Consider the following 15155-nt stretch of genomic DNA (forward strand, 5'->3'; position numbering starts at 1 on the left):
CTACTTTATTTATAAGCGCTTAAAAGCTATATAACTGTCAGTATTTAACACCAATATGTAAGGCAACGATACCCCCAGTCATCCTGTGGGTTTCTACTTCATCAAAACCCACGCCCAGCATCATTTCTTTGAGGGTTTGCGCATCGGGGTGCATCCGGATGGATTCTGCCAAATAGCGATAGCTTTCTGAATCTTGTGCAATCTTATCGCCTAACCAAGGTAAGACCTTGAAAGAATAGGTGTCATAAACGGGCTGCAAAAATGCATCTGGCTTGGAGAACTCCAGCACTAGAACACGGCCACCTGGCTTAATCACGCGGCACATTTCACCAAGGGCAACTTCTTTATGGGTCATGTTGCGCAAACCAAATGCTACGGTGACAACATCAAAATGATTATTTGGAAACGGAATCTTTTCAGCATCAAACTGCACGCAAGGTAAAGCCATGCCGCGATCTAACAAGCGATCACGCCCCACACCCAACATCGACGCATTAATATCGCTTAACCAAACTTGAGCATCAGGATTGCTACCCCAATCTGCTGCTTTGGCAAAAGCTGCTGCAAGATCGCCCGTACCTCCAGCAATATCTAAAACTTTTTGTCCTGACCGCACATTTGCACGCGCAATCGTGATTTTTTTCCAGACACGATGCAAACCAAATGACATTAAGTCATTCATCACATCATATTTGCTTGCTACGGAATGAAATACCTCAGCAACCTTGCCGGCTTTTTCAGCCTCATCAACGCTTTGATAACCAAAGTGAGTTTTACTCATTAGTGACTTCCACAAGACTGGCCAGCTACATTCATTGGAGCATCACGATCAAGCCCTGCAGCTGCTAATTTATCCAAATGCTCTTTCCATAACTGCTCTTGATTCTCACAGAGGTACTGTAAGTAATCCCAAGAATAGAGACCTGAATCATGGCCATCAGAAAAGCTAGGCTTCAGAGCGTAATGCCCAACAGGCTCAAGATTGGCAATCAAAACATCACGCTTACCGGTTTGCAAAGTCTCCTGCCCTGGTCCATGACCCTGAACTTCTGCTGAAGGTGATAGCACTCTTAAAAACTCAAAAGGTAAACGATAGGAACTACCGTTCTCATAAGAGAGTTCAAGCACCTTGGATTGCTGATGTACTACAACATTATTAGGAATCATTAAACGAGAACCCTTTCAATACCACCCTGATTTGCTTTAGCAACATAATCTTGCATCCAATTTTCACCAAGTAATTTATTGGCCATCTCAACCACAATGTAATCAGCGGTAGTATCGCTATCTGAATCGAAACGGCTTAAGCCCTGCAAACAAGATGGGCAGCTTGTCAATACTTTGACATCGCCAGCAGGACTGTCCTTACGTAATTCATTCGCAGCCTTTTCCATCTCAATTTGCTTGCGAAAGCGAACCTGAGTCGAGATGTCTGGCCTTGTAACGGCCAAGGTTCCAGACTCACCACAACAACGATCATTCTTCAAAATAACTTCACCATCTTCTAGTTGAATCAATTCGTTTACAGTTTTCAAGGGGTCCTGTAGCTTCATTGGAGAATGGCAAGGATCGTGATACATATACTTCACCCCAGTTACTCCAGAGAGCTTGACGCCTTTTTCTGCCAAGTACTCATGAATATCAATAATGCGGCAACCTGGGAAGATCTGATCAAACTGATAGCCAGCCAACTGGTCATAGCAAGTTCCACAAGAAACTACGACGGTCTTGATATCCAAGTAATTCAAAGTATTCGCAACACGGTGAAATAACACGCGGTTATCCGTAATCATCTTGTCAGCTTTGTCAAAATCACCATTGCCACGCTGCGGATAGCCGCAACATAAATAACCTGGCGGTAATACCGTTTGTACACCAACGTTCCACAGCATTGCTTGCGTTGCTAAACCTACTTGTGAGAAGAGGCGTTCAGATCCACAGCCAGGGAAGTAAAACACAGTTTCGGTATCAGCAGAAGTTGTTTTTGGATCCCGAATAATTGGTACATAGTTTGCGTCTTCGATATCTAACAAAGCACGCGCCGTTTTTTTAGGCAGATTGCCTGGCATCTTCTTATTGACAAAGAAAATAACCTGCTCAGTAATGGTTGGCTTACCCACGGTTGCAGGGGGATGAGCAGTTTGCTTTTTAGCAAACTTACGCAAAACATCATTACCTAAGCGCTGTAACTTATAACCCCAACCAATCATAGCCGTACGAACCAGATTAATAGTCTCTGGACTGGTAGCATTCAAGAAAAGCATTGATGCTGCCGTACCTGGGTTAAAACGTTGCTGACCCATCTTACGCATGAGGTTGCGCATATTCATAGTCACATCGCCAAAATCGATGTTGACCGGGCAAGGGGTCAAGCATTTATGGCACACAGTACAGTGTGCCGCCACATCATCAAACATTTCCCAATGACGAATGGAAACACCACGACGGGTTTGCTCTTCGTACAAGAAGGCTTCTATTAATAATGAAGTAGCCAAAATTTTGTCGCGTGGGCTATACAGTAAATTAGCGCGTGGGACATGGGTTGCACAAACTGGCTTGCACTTACCGCAGCGCAAGCAATCCTTTACGCTGTCGGCAATCGCTCCGATATCACTTTGCTGCATGATGATGGACTCATGCCCCATTAAGCCAAAACTCGGTGTATAGGCCATGCTCAAATCCGCATGCGGCATGAGCTTACCTTTGTTGAAGCGCCCTTCAGGGTCAACACGATTCTTATAGCTCCGGAAATCTTTGAGTTCCGCTTCAGTTAAATACTCCAGTTTCGTAATACCAATACCGTGCTCACCAGAAATCACGCCATCTAAAGAGCGAGCCAATTTCATAATACGATCAACTGAGTGATGTGCATCTTGCAACATCTCATAATCATCTGAGTTCACTGGAATATTCGTATGTACATTGCCATCACCAGCATGCATATGTAGAGCGATGAATACTCGTTTGCGCAAAATAGTTTTATGAATTGCTTCAAGCTTAGTAAGAATGGGTTCGAATGCGAGGCCGCCAAAAATAATGCGTAATTCCGAACGCACCTCCTCTTTCCATGAGGCACGCAAACTGTAATTTTGTAGTTGTGGGAAATAGGTATCCATCTGCGTCAGCCAATCAGCCCAGCGAGTACGCACCTTAGTAATGAGGTCTAGAGCCTGCTGAACACGATCCCCCAGTATTTCTGCAGTAGGGATCTCATATGCTTCCTCGCTCTTACCTAATGGCAAAGCGTTTTTTTTCAAAAACGATTCAAGGCCATCAAGCACTTGTAATTTGTTCTTTAGAGACAATTCAATATTGATGCGATCAATGCCATCGGTGTACTCGCCCATCCGCGGCAATGGAATCACAACGTCTTCATTGATCTTAAATGCGTTGGTATGGCGAGCAATAGCTGCTGTACGGGCGCGATCTAACCAAAACTTTTTACGAGCCTCTGCACTGACTGCAACAAAGCCTTCGCCAACACGCAAGTTCGCCATCCGGACTACTTCACTAGTAGCTGCAGCTACTGCTGCTTCATCATCGCCAGCAATATCGCCAATTAAAACCATCTTGGGTAAGCTGTTGCGCTTAGATTTTGTGGAATAGCCAACCGCTTTTAAATAACGATCATCTAAATGCTCTAGCCCAGCTAGAATGGGGCCGCCCTGTTTGCTTAGGCCGTCTAAGTACGCTTTAATTTCCACAATACTCGGAATAGCCTCGCGTGCCTGCCCAAAGAATTCGAGGCAAACCGTACGTATGAACGCAGGCATGCGATGCAAAATCCAAGTTGCGCTAGTAATTAATCCGTCGCAACCTTCCTTCTGAATACCAGGTAAGCCAGATAAAAATTTATCTGTTACGTCTTTACCTAAGCCTTCTTTACGGAAACGCTTGCCTTCAACTTCTAATAATTCGGTTTTCAGAATGCGCTGGCCAGGCTCACTATTGCCATCAGACCATGTGAGTTGAAAGCGGACAGTGGCAACATCATGAATTTTGCCGAGGTTGTGCTCAAGACGCTCCACATCTAACCAATTACCTTGTGGATCAACCATGCGCCAGCTTGCAAGATTATCTAAAGCAGTTCCCCAAAGAACTGCTTTTTTTCCGCCAGCATTCATCGCGATATTGCCACCAATACAGCTTGCATCTGCAGAAGTAGGATCTACTGCAAATACAAGTCCGGCCCGTTCTGCAGCATCAGATACACGACGGGTTACAACTCCTGCGCCAGTAAAAATAGTGGGCACATCATGATCAAGACCAGGCAAACGCTTACTCTTTACAACATCTATTTGCTCGAGTTTCTCAGTATTAATCACCGCAGACATCGCATATAGAGGAATAGCGCCGCCGGTATAGCCAGTGCCGCCTCCCCGAGGAATGATCGTGAGACCTAATTCAACACAGGCTCTAACTAAGCCCGGAATTTCAGACTCGTAATCAGGCTTCAGAACAACCAATGGGTACTCCACCCGCCAGTCAGTTGCATCTGTCACATGTGCAGCACGTGATACACCATCAAAACAAATATTGTCACTAGCAGTGTGGCGTCCTAATTCCTTATTGGCACGCTTACGAATTTGCTCAACTTCTTTAAAACCGTTTTCAAAACTTTCAATCGCGCCATAAGCAGCACTTAATAAAATTTCTACTTGATCAGCTGAGTCACCACTATTCCGTTTTTTTACTTCGCCCAGACGATGCCATAAAGCATCGATCAATTGTTTGCGTCGATCAGGGCTATCTAATAAATCATCCTGCAAGAATGGATTGCGTTGAACTACCCAAATATCACCCAAGATTTCAAACAACATCCGTGCAGAGCGGCCAGTTCGTCGGACGCCACGCAAATCATTCAGAACGCGCCATGACTCCTCGCCCAACAAGCGAATAACAATCTCTCGATCAGAAAAGGAGGTGTAGTTATAGGGAATTTCACGAAGACGGGGGGAATCCGCCTCAGCGTCCAACAACTGGTTCAAAGCTAGTGGGGCATTCATAGCGACATATTTGGTAAATAAGCATTTTAATTGAGCGAACCTGATAGTGGCAGGAAAAGGTGAAAGTCGCTCCCCAAAGAGATAAAACCTTGCAAATCTAAGGGCTTAGGAGCCATCCGTGGTACGCTCATCGGATGGCAACGAACTATTTAAAGAAAATTTTATCGGCTCGCGTCTATGACGTAGCCAGAGAAACTGAGCTACAGCTCGCGCCTGAGCTCACCAAACGTTTGGGCAATCATGTTCTCTTAAAAAGAGAGGATAACCAACCAGTTTTCTCATTCAAACTCCGTGGTGCCTATAACAAGATGGCTCATTTATCCCCGGAAGCCATAAAACGCGGGGTAATTGCCGCTTCCGCAGGAAACCATGCCCAAGGGGTGGCTCTCTCAGCAGCCAAAATGAAATGTAAAGCCGTCATCGTGATGCCGGTAACTACGCCTAGCCTAAAAATTGATGCAGTGAGGGCCAGGGGCGGCTCTTGGGTAGAAATCATCCTGCATGGTGAGTCTTATAGTGATGCCTTCAAGCACTCAGAACTCTTGGGCAAAAAACGGGGTCTGACTTTTGTCCACCCATTTGATGACCCTGATGTCATTGCCGGTCAAGGAACAATCGCGCAAGAAATTTTTTCACAACACCAAGAACCAATCGATGCAATTTTTGTTGCCATCGGTGGTGGTGGCTTAATTTCTGGTATCGGCGAATACACCAAAGCAGTTAGCCCAAAGACTAAAGTCATTGGTGTACAAGCTTCCGACTCCGATGCTATGAATCAATCTCTCAAAGCAGGCAAACGTATCGAAATGAAAGATGTTGGTCTTTTTTCAGATGGTACTGCGGTGAAATTGGTTGGCAAAGAAACTTTCCGTATTTGTAAAAAGGTAGTTGACGAAATCGTCACTGTTGATACTGATGAAATCTGCGCAGCCATTAACGATGTCTTTACTGATACCCGCAGCATCCTTGAGCCTGCTGGCGCACTAGCAATTGCAGGGATGAAGAAGTATGTTCAGAAAAAGCGTATCCAGAAGAAAACACTTGTAGCAGTTGCTTGTGGCGCCAATATGAACTTTAGTCGTCTACGCTTTGTAGCAGAACGTGCAGATGTTGGTGAGTTTCGTGAAGCAGTATTTGCTGTGACTATTCCTGAAGAGCGAGGATCGTTTAAGCGTTTCTGCCAATTACTCGGCAAGCGTAACGTGACAGAATTTAACTATCGCATTGGCGATCAAAGCGAAGCGCATATTTTTGTTGGTGTCAGCACTCAAAAAGCGGGCGACAGCGAAGCAATTTCAAAACATTTCCGTAAAGCGAAGTTTGCAACGATTGACTTAACGCATGATGAGCTGGCGAAGTCTCACCTACGTCATATGGTGGGTGGTCACTCTGTACTTGCTAAAGATGAATTACTTTACCGCTTTGAGTTTCCAGAACGTCCGGGGGCTCTAATGAAATTCTTAACCAGCATGGCACCAAACTGGAATATTAGCTTGTTCCATTACCGTAACCATGGTGCGGACTACGGCCGCATTCTAGTAGGTATACAGGTCCCCAAAAATGAGCAAAAGAAATTCCAAGTATTTTTAGAGAAATTAGCCTATCCGCATTGGGATGAAAGCAATAACCCTGCTTATCGTCTTTTCCTGAAATGAAACTGAATACGTAAGATGTCATATACGCTCACCGGAAAACTTGTCGTTGCGATTTCTTCGCGCGCCCTGTTTGATTTTGAAGAAGAGAATCGCATCTTCGAATCGGCCGATGACAGCGCCTACATGAAGTTACAACTTGAGCGCCTAAGTGAGGCAGCTCAAAAAGGTGTGGCATTTCCCTTGGTCAAAAAACTTCTTGCCTTTAATGACGAGGGTATGCAACGCGTTGAGGTGGTAATCCTCTCCCGCAATGATCCAGTCAGCGGCTTAAGAGTATTCCGCTCTGCAGAACACCATGGCTTACATCTTGAACGAGGTGTATTTACAAGAGGTCGTCCTCCATATCACTACCTACGCTCATTGCACGCTAATCTTTTCTTATCTGCCAATGAAGATGATGTGCGAGCCACCATTGATGCAGGCTTCCCAGCAGCACGCGTCTATCCAGAATCAAGCAAAACAGCAGAATCACATCCAAATGAGATTCGTATTGCATTTGACGGAGATGCAGTACTTTTTTCAGATGAGGCAGAGCAGGTTTTCCAGAAAAAAGGTCTTGAGGCTTTTGTAGATCATGAAAGCAAGAAGGTCGATATTCCACTGCCGCCAGGGCCCTTCAAACCCTTACTGGAAGCACTTCATAGTCTGCAACGCTCCACTAGCGAGAACGGTATGAGGATTCGTACTGCCTTGGTTACTGCACGCTCCGCTCCTGCACATGAACGCGCCATTCGGACTCTGATGGCATGGGGCATTGATGTAGATGAAGCAATGTTCCTCGGTGGTTTATCAAAGAGTGAGTTCTTAAGAGAATTCGAGCCAGACTTCTTCTTCGATGATCAAACTGGTCATTGCCAATCAGCAGCATCTGTTGCGCCTACTGGCCATGTGGTATCAGGTGTATCGAACAAACCTAAGAAGTAAGCAAATATATTAATGGCAACAATATCTCTTGGACAAGCAACTCAATATCCAGATCAATATGATCCGAGCTTGCTCTTTCCGATTCCTAGAATTGAGAACCGCAAAAAACTAGGCCTTCAAGAAGGTCGAGTATTGCCTTTCGTTGGTGTTGATATTTGGAATGCTTTTGAACTCAGCTGGCTCAATAAAAAAGGTAAGCCTCAAATAGCATTAGCAGAGTTTCAAATTCCTACGGGCTCCCCTAATATGGTTGAGTCTAAGTCCTTCAAGCTTTATCTCAATAGCCTAAATAGTACTCGCTTCGAAGATGAGAATGAAGTCAAAGAAAGGCTCACCACTGATTTATCAGCAATCGCTGGCAGTAAGATCACAACCCGCATCAACCCAACTGAACTAATTGCTAAAAAAGGTATGCAAGAAATGGGAGGCATCCTAATGGATCGCCTGGATATTGAAATAGATCCGAATCTCCCTGCAGACCCAAGCCTGCTTGGAGTCAATGAATCATTTGGGCCAATTGAACAGTGCTTAGTTTCCCATTTACTGAAATCGAACTGTCCCGTAACAGGGCAGCCAGACTGGGCTAGCGTGCAGATTCGTTATCAAGGGCGCCCAATTCTTGAGGAAGGTTTATTACGCTACCTCATTGGCTTCAGACAATTAGGAGAGTTTCATGAGCACTGTGTTGAAACGATCTTCACCGACATCAAGCGCCAGTGCAAACCGGAAAAACTCTCTGTCTATGCGCGCTACACAAGACGGGGTGGACTCGATATCAATCCATTTAGAACGGATCACAACTCACCGTGGCCTGAAAATATTCGGCACGCACGCCAATAAAATACGAGTAGGTAAATAAAAACCCCTTCTAGGAATTCCTAGAAGGGGTTTTTGCTATTACGGTTTTACTATTTAAAACGGAATATCGTCATCCATTGCACCGAGTGATGCGGCATTAGATGATGCTGGAGCAGACTGCTCAGCCGGCTTTGAACGAGCATAGCTCTCGCCACCATCACCACTTCCACTTACTGGCTTACCACCAAGCATTTGCATTGTTTCTGCAACGATCTCAGTAGAATACTTTTCTTGCCCACTGGCATCCGTCCATTTACGTGTTCGTAAACGGCCTTCACAATAAACTTGGGAACCTTTTTTGAGGTATTGACCGGCGATTTCTGCGAGCTTACCAAAGAACGCAACACGATGCCATTCTGTGGTTTCTTTCATTTCACCAGTTTGCTTATCTTTGTAGCGATCAGATGTTGCTACTGAAATGTTTGTAACGGCATCGCCGCTTGGCATGTAACGTGTTTCTGGATCGCGCCCTACGTTACCTACGATGATGACTTTATTTACCGAAGCCATGTTGTCTCCCGAAGAAAAATACTGCTGTTATTGCTGCTCGAAATGTACTGCTCGTTTTAATTTAATCAATAGTGCTACGGCTATGTCTTTAGGGCTACATCCTTTGAGTCTGTTGCTCTCGCCGGCATTTCACCCATCGACCAAGCGATTATAAGCCAGCAAACTAAGAGGACTGTGCCGGCTGCAAAGACCGATAAATCACCATGGCTATCCATCAACCAACCCCCTAATAAGGCACCAGAAAAGAGACCAATGGATTGGGTTGTGTTGTAAACCCCTAAAGCCGTTCCCTTCGACTCTTTTGCATAACGCGTCACTAATGAAGGTTGTAAAGCCTCTAGTAAGTTAAAGCCTACGAAATAAATCAGTAATGCGACTGTGATTAGCGTCACAGTTGAGGCTTGAGTAAAGATAATTTCGGCAATAATCAGAAGAATGATGGCGATTAATAAGACAAGTCGTATGCGCTGTTTTTTCTCGCCATAAATTAAAAGTGGCACCATAAAGACAAAAGAAAGCAGCACGACTGAGAGATAAATTTGCCAATGTGAAGCTAGCGGAAATCCAGCCTGCTCTAATAAGCGCGGTACTACTAAAAACATTGCCACTTGAGTGGCGTTTAATACAAATACTCCAATATTGAGACGCATCAGCTCTGGCCGTAGAAACACCACTTTGAGTGAATCTTGTTGCACAGGAACTTGAGGTTTGTTATCTGGTAATACAAAATAGGTCACAACCATTGCTATCACGCCTAAGATTGCGAGCACCACAAACATTCCGCTCAAAGTAATCATGCGGTACAGAGGAGCAGCAACAACCAAGGAAATAGCAAAAGATAGAGAAATGCTGGCACCAACCAAAGCCATGGCTTGACTACGTACTTGTTCCCGGGTTAGATCGGCAACCCAAGCAGAAACAGCCGCAGAAATGGCTCCAGCACCCATAACGCCTCTACCAATCGAGATCCACAGCAAATCATCTTTAGAGGCGCAAATTAAGGCTCCAGCAACAAATAAGGATAGGCCCCATAAAACGACTGTTTTTCTACCAATTCGGTCGGAAAGTCTGCCCAAGGGAATATGGAAGCAAGCCTGAACAATATTGAAAATTCCCAATGCCAGCCCAATAAAGAAGGCTTGTTCGCCCCCAGGCAAGTCTTTGGCATGAATGCTAAAGACAGGCAAAAGCAAGAAAAGGCCCAGCATACGCAGGCCAAAGATGCCTGCCAAGGCTAGAGAGGAGCGAAGTTCAGAAGGATTCATGGGAAAGAGCTATATTAACAAGTTACGCTAAAAAATCATGACTAACGAAATTAAAATCCGCGGTGCCCGCACCCATAACCTCAAAAATATCAATCTAGACATCCCTAGAGAGAAACTTGTCGTCCTGACTGGCCTATCTGGTTCAGGTAAAAGCTCGTTGGCTTTTGACACGCTCTATGCCGAAGGTCAGCGTCGCTATGTCGAATCGCTCTCTGCCTACGCGCGGCAGTTTTTGCAGCTCATGGAAAAGCCAGATGTCGACACCATAGAAGGTTTATCACCTGCAATTTCGATTGAACAAAAAGCAACTAGCCATAACCCACGCTCAACTGTGGGAACTGTTACTGAAATTCATGATTACCTACGCCTGCTGTTCGCACGAGCAGGTACACCCCATTGCCCCGACCATGATCTTCCATTAGAAGCGCAAAGTGTTTCGCAAATGGTAGACACCGTGCTGTCCATGCCAGAAGATACAAAATTAATGATTCTGGCGCCGGTTGTCAGCGAACGCAAAGGCGAGTTTGTAGATCTCTTTCAAGACCTGCAGGCTCAAGGCTTTGTGCGCTTTCGAGTGCGCTCTGGTGGTGGCACGGCCAATGCCGCAAAAGCAGCAATCTTTGAAGTAGATCAATTACCCACGCTGAAAAAAAACGATAAGCACTCCATTGAGGTAGTAGTGGATCGCATTAAAGTGCGCCCTGATATTCAGCAGCGTCTTGCGGAATCTTTTGAGACAGCTCTGCGACTAGCAGATGGCAAAGCCATGATTGTCGATATGGATAGTGGTAAAGAAATGATTTTCTCAAGCAAGTTTGCTTGCCCAGTTTGCTCATACTCCCTTCAAGAACTGGAGCCACGCCTCTTCTCATTTAATAATCCAATGGGTGCTTGCCCATCATGTGATGGCCTTGGTCATCAATCCTTTTTTGATCCAAAACGGATCGTTGCCCATCCAGATTTATCCCTGGCTTCTGGTGCGATCAAAGGCTGGGACCGTCGCAATCAGTTTTACTTCAAGTTACTGCAGACCTTGGCTAAGCACGGTGGCTTTGATGTGGAGAAGCCTTTTGAAACACTCTCTAAGAAACAGCAAGACCTCATCCTGCTGGGCTCAGGCGATGTGACTATTCCTTTTGAGTACATCAACGAGCGTGGAAAAAACACGACGCGAGAGCACGCCTTTGAAGGCATCATTGCCAACTTTGAGCGTCGCTATCGTGAAACAGACTCCATGACTGTGCGTGAAGAGTTATCGCGCTATCAAAATGTACAAACTTGTCCAGTATGTAATGGCACCCGCTTACGTAAGGAAGCGCGTTTTGTCAAAGTCGGCGAGAAAAAACAATCACGTGCTATCTACGAGATCAGCGCATTACCCCTCAAAGAAGCAAAAGAGTATTTCGAAGCTCTAGAACTCAAAGGGGCTAAACGAGAAATTGCTGACAAGATTGTTAAAGAGATTAGTGCACGCCTACGCTTCTTAAATGATGTAGGACTTGACTATCTTTCTCTTGAACGTAGCGCGGACACCCTTTCTGGCGGTGAAGCGCAGCGTATTCGCCTTGCAAGCCAGATTGGCTCTGGCTTAACCGGAGTCATGTACGTTCTAGATGAACCATCTATTGGACTACATCAACGTGATAACGATCGTTTGATTGGCACACTCAAGCACTTACGCGATCTTGGTAATAGCGTCTTAGTCGTTGAGCATGATGAGGATATGATTCGGGCGTCTGACTGGGTCATCGACATTGGTCCTGGTGCCGGCGTGCATGGTGGCGAGATTGTGGCTCAAGGCACTCCTGCTGAAGTTGAAGCAAATCTGAATTCTTTAACTGGTGCCTATCTTTCTGGTCGCGAAGCCATTGCAGTTCCAGAAAAACGCATTCCAGTTAATGATCGATTCTTAGAAATTCTCGGCGCACGTGGCAATAACTTGCAATCTGTGCACGCCAAAATTCCTGTAGGGCTACTGACTTGTGTTACTGGTGTTTCAGGGTCTGGTAAATCCACATTGATTAATGACACCTTGCATCATGCGGTGGCACAGCACCTTTATGGCTCTAACGCAGAACCAGCAGCACACGATTCAATGAAGGGCTTAGAACATTTTGACAAAGTCATTAGCGTAGATCAGTCACCGATTGGCAGAACACCGCGCTCTAACCCAGCAACCTATACAGGGCTATTTACACCGATTAGAGAACTCTTTGCAGGTGTTCCAGCGTCACGTGAGCGTGGCTATGAAGCTGGCCGCTTCTCTTTTAACGTTAAGGGTGGTCGCTGTGACTCTTGTGAAGGGGATGGTGTACTGAAAGTAGAAATGCACTTCTTGCCAGACGTGTATGTGCCTTGTGATGTTTGTCATGGCAAGCGTTACAACCGCGAAACTTTAGACATTCGCTACAAGGGTAAGAACATTCATGAAGTTCTGTCGATGACCATCGAACAAGCACATAAATTCTTTGAGGCTGTTCCGATTGTTAAACGTAAACTCAAAACTCTGCTTGATGTTGGCTTAGGTTATGTCAAGCTTGGGCAGAGTGCTACCACCCTATCTGGCGGTGAGGCACAACGTGTCAAGCTCTCACTTGAGCTCTCTAAACGCGATACCGGTAGAACCCTATATATCCTGGATGAACCGACTACTGGTTTACATTTTCATGATATCCAGCTATTGCTTACAGTAATTCAGACATTGAAAAAGCAAGGCAACACTATCGTCATCATTGAGCACAACTTTGATGTGATCAAGACTGCCGACTGGATTATTGATTTAGGACCTAAGGGTGGTGCTGGTGGTGGGCAAATTATCGCTACCGGAACACCAGAAGATGTGGCTAAAAATGCAGCCAGCTTTACTGGTCATTATTTAGCACCATTACTAACGCGCAAGTCTGTTGCAGCTAAAAAGAAAAAATAATATCGGCTGAAGTAGTGATTGATATCAGAGTAATTTAGCTTCAGCCAAATCAGTCGCTTCTGAATTGCCTGAGATCACTAAAATATCATTCGCCTCAAGCTTCAGTTCGGGAGCAAGTGTAAGCTGCACATAATCAGCGCTTGCTGTTTTTCGACGGACAGCCTGAACACTGACTCCCTCATTTTCAAGATCAAGAGCGCCAAGGGTTTTACCAACAGCTTGGGAGTGCGGTAATAGCGTAATCGCATGCAAACGCCAAGACTCGTTTGACCCAAAGTCATCATCTGCAGAGCCCCGGAAATAACCCCTCAATAAGCTATAGCGCTCTTCACGAGCAGTAGTAATTCGTCTGACCACCTTGCGCATCGGTACGCCCATGATTAGTAAGACATGAGAAGCAATCATGAGGCTACCCTCAATGAGCTCCGGAATGACTTCAGTAGCACCAGCGGCCTGTAATTTAGCAATATCAGCATCATCCCTAGTACGAACCAATATCGTCATGCCTGGACGCAAGTGCTCTACTTGTCTTAGGACGCGTATGCTTGCCGCAGTATCTGCATAGGTAATGACTACCGCTTTTGCTCGAGAGAGGCCGGCAGCAATCAAATAGTTCTCACGACTAGCATCGCCATAAACAACGTTATCACCAGCAGCAGCCGCTTCTTTAACGCGATCAGGATCCAAATCCAAAGCAATGTAAGGAATCTTTTCTTGATCTAGCATCCTTGCCAAACTTTGGCCTGAGCGACCAAAACCACAAATCACAACATGGTTTTCATTGCGCACACTCTTTGCTGCCACCCGGGTCAAAGCGAGTGATTGCAATAGCCATTCATTACTAGAGAAGCGCATTGCAATACGATCGCTATATTCAATTAAGAAAGGCGCACAGAACATCGAGATCAGCATTGCTGCTAACACTGCCTGACTCAAAGTGGGATCAATTAAATCTAAGCCATCAATTTGAGTTAGCAAAACAAAACCAAATTCGCCTGCCTGAGCCAGACATAAGCCGGTTCGAATGGAGATCCCAGTGCTAGAACCAAATGCTTTAGAGAGTAAAGCAATGAGGCCGAATTTGAATACCAGCGGGCCTATTAGCAAGGCCAAAACTAAGATCCATTGCTCTCGAATGACATTGAAATCGAGCAGCATACCAATCGTAATAAAGAAAAGTCCAAGCAAGACATCGCGGAAAGGTTTGATGTCTTCCTCAACTTGGTGGCGATAGGGTGTCTCGGCAATCAACATGCCCGCCAAAAATGCGCCGAGCGCTAAAGACAAACCGAAGTGCTCAGTCAAGCCCGCCATGCCCAAAACAATTAATAAAAGATTGAGCATGAATAATTCTTGAGAGCGCAACTTGGCAACTAACTTGAACCAGCGGCTCATCAGTGTTTGACCGATAAAGAAAATCAACACTAATGCAATCATGATCTTGACTGATGCAGCAGTAAGTGCAACAAATAAGTCTGTAGGATTTTTTCCAAGCGATGGCAGCAAGATCAACAAGAAGACGACTGCTAAATCTTGAAATAGCAAAATACCAATCACATTACGACCGTGCTCTGTCTCTAACTCAGCCCGATCAGAAATCAATTTAATTACGATGGCAGTCGAAGACATTGCTAAAGCGCCGCCCAAAGCAATTGCCGCATGCCAAGAGATGGGATAAATCCAGTTCATCAGCAAACTAGCTGGAACTGCCAAAAGTATGGTCAAAATTACCTGGCTAGCGCCAAGACCAAATACGATCTTGCGCATTGCCCTCAGCTTATTGAGGTTAAATTCCAGGCCGATTGAAAACATCAAGAAAACAACCCCAAATTCAGCCAAATACTTTACCGTGGCAGAGTCGCTTGCTAGACCAAGGGCATTAGGGCCAATCAGGACACCAATGGCTAAATAGCCCAAAATAGGGGGTAAGCCAAAATAGCGGAAAATAACCACTCCGGCCACACCAGAGGCCAAGAGAATGAGAGTTAATTGAAGGGCTGACGGCATATAC

10 protein-coding genes are annotated in these 15155 nt (G+C 45.4%); 4 read left to right on the forward strand and 6 right to left on the reverse strand.

The window, feature by feature from the left end:
• Nucleotides 1-37: 37 nt before the first annotated feature.
• From ubiE to CBI31_RS05505, 3 genes are read right to left on the reverse strand one after another with little or no spacing between them, the layout of a single operon-like run.
• Nucleotides 38-781 (reverse strand): bifunctional demethylmenaquinone methyltransferase/2-methoxy-6-polyprenyl-1,4-benzoquinol methylase UbiE, encoded by a 744-nt coding sequence (gene ubiE, locus CBI31_RS05495; protein ID WP_088525395.1) that lies wholly within the window; start codon nucleotides 779-781, stop codon nucleotides 38-40.
• Complete coding sequence (locus CBI31_RS05500; RefSeq protein WP_088525396.1) at nucleotides 781-1167, reverse strand: gamma-butyrobetaine hydroxylase family protein; 387 nt, start codon at nucleotides 1165-1167, stop codon at nucleotides 781-783. The genes ubiE and CBI31_RS05500 overlap by 1 nt, the downstream gene beginning before the upstream one ends.
• A complete protein-coding gene (locus CBI31_RS05505) occupies nucleotides 1167-5006 on the reverse strand; it encodes a DUF3683 domain-containing protein (protein WP_088525397.1) in 3840 nt (1279 codons plus the stop codon). The genes CBI31_RS05500 and CBI31_RS05505 overlap by 1 nt, the downstream gene beginning before the upstream one ends.
• A 134-nt stretch (nucleotides 5007-5140) precedes the next feature.
• On the opposite strand from CBI31_RS05505, the gene ilvA reads away from it, so the two are divergent.
• The 3 genes from ilvA to queF are packed head-to-tail and all read left to right on the forward strand — an operon-like array spanning nucleotide 5141 to nucleotide 8425.
• On the forward strand, nucleotides 5141-6661 hold the full coding sequence (gene ilvA / locus CBI31_RS05510) for a threonine ammonia-lyase, biosynthetic (protein WP_088525398.1): 1521 nt from the start codon (nucleotides 5141-5143) through the stop codon (nucleotides 6659-6661).
• A gap of 15 nt (nucleotides 6662-6676) precedes the next feature.
• A complete protein-coding gene (locus tag CBI31_RS05515) occupies nucleotides 6677-7585 on the forward strand; it encodes a 5'-nucleotidase (protein ID WP_088525399.1) in 909 nt (302 codons plus the stop codon).
• Nucleotides 7586-7597: 12 nt separating this feature from the next.
• A complete protein-coding gene (queF, locus tag CBI31_RS05520; RefSeq protein WP_088525400.1) occupies nucleotides 7598-8425 on the forward strand; it encodes an NADPH-dependent 7-cyano-7-deazaguanine reductase QueF in 828 nt (275 codons plus the stop codon).
• Nucleotides 8426-8497: 72 nt separating this feature from the next.
• Here the strand turns inward: queF and ssb are convergent, their stop codons facing one another.
• Both ssb and CBI31_RS05530 read right to left on the reverse strand, forming a co-directional pair.
• Nucleotides 8498-8953: a single-stranded DNA-binding protein gene (gene ssb, locus CBI31_RS05525; protein WP_088525401.1), complete on the reverse strand. Its 456-nt coding sequence runs from the start codon at nucleotides 8951-8953 to the stop codon at nucleotides 8498-8500.
• An 80-nt stretch (nucleotides 8954-9033) separates the two neighbouring features.
• Nucleotides 9034-10218 carry an MFS transporter gene (locus CBI31_RS05530; protein ID WP_088525402.1) on the reverse strand — a complete coding sequence of 395 codons (1185 nt, stop codon included), beginning with the start codon at nucleotides 10216-10218 and terminating at the stop codon, nucleotides 9034-9036.
• 37 nt (nucleotides 10219-10255) lie between these two features.
• On the opposite strand from CBI31_RS05530, the gene uvrA reads away from it, so the two are divergent.
• Complete coding sequence (gene uvrA, locus CBI31_RS05535) at nucleotides 10256-13144, forward strand: excinuclease ABC subunit UvrA (protein ID WP_088525403.1); 2889 nt, start codon at nucleotides 10256-10258, stop codon at nucleotides 13142-13144.
• 24 nt (nucleotides 13145-13168) lie between these two features.
• Here uvrA and CBI31_RS05540 read toward each other — a convergent pair whose 3' ends face one another.
• A complete protein-coding gene (locus CBI31_RS05540) occupies nucleotides 13169-15151 on the reverse strand; it encodes a monovalent cation:proton antiporter family protein (RefSeq protein ID WP_088525404.1) in 1983 nt (660 codons plus the stop codon).
• Nucleotides 15152-15155: the final 4 nt, after the last annotated feature.

The sequence above is a fragment of the Polynucleobacter campilacus genome (assembly GCF_002206625.1).
Classification (GTDB): domain Bacteria; phylum Pseudomonadota; class Gammaproteobacteria; order Burkholderiales; family Burkholderiaceae; genus Polynucleobacter; species Polynucleobacter campilacus.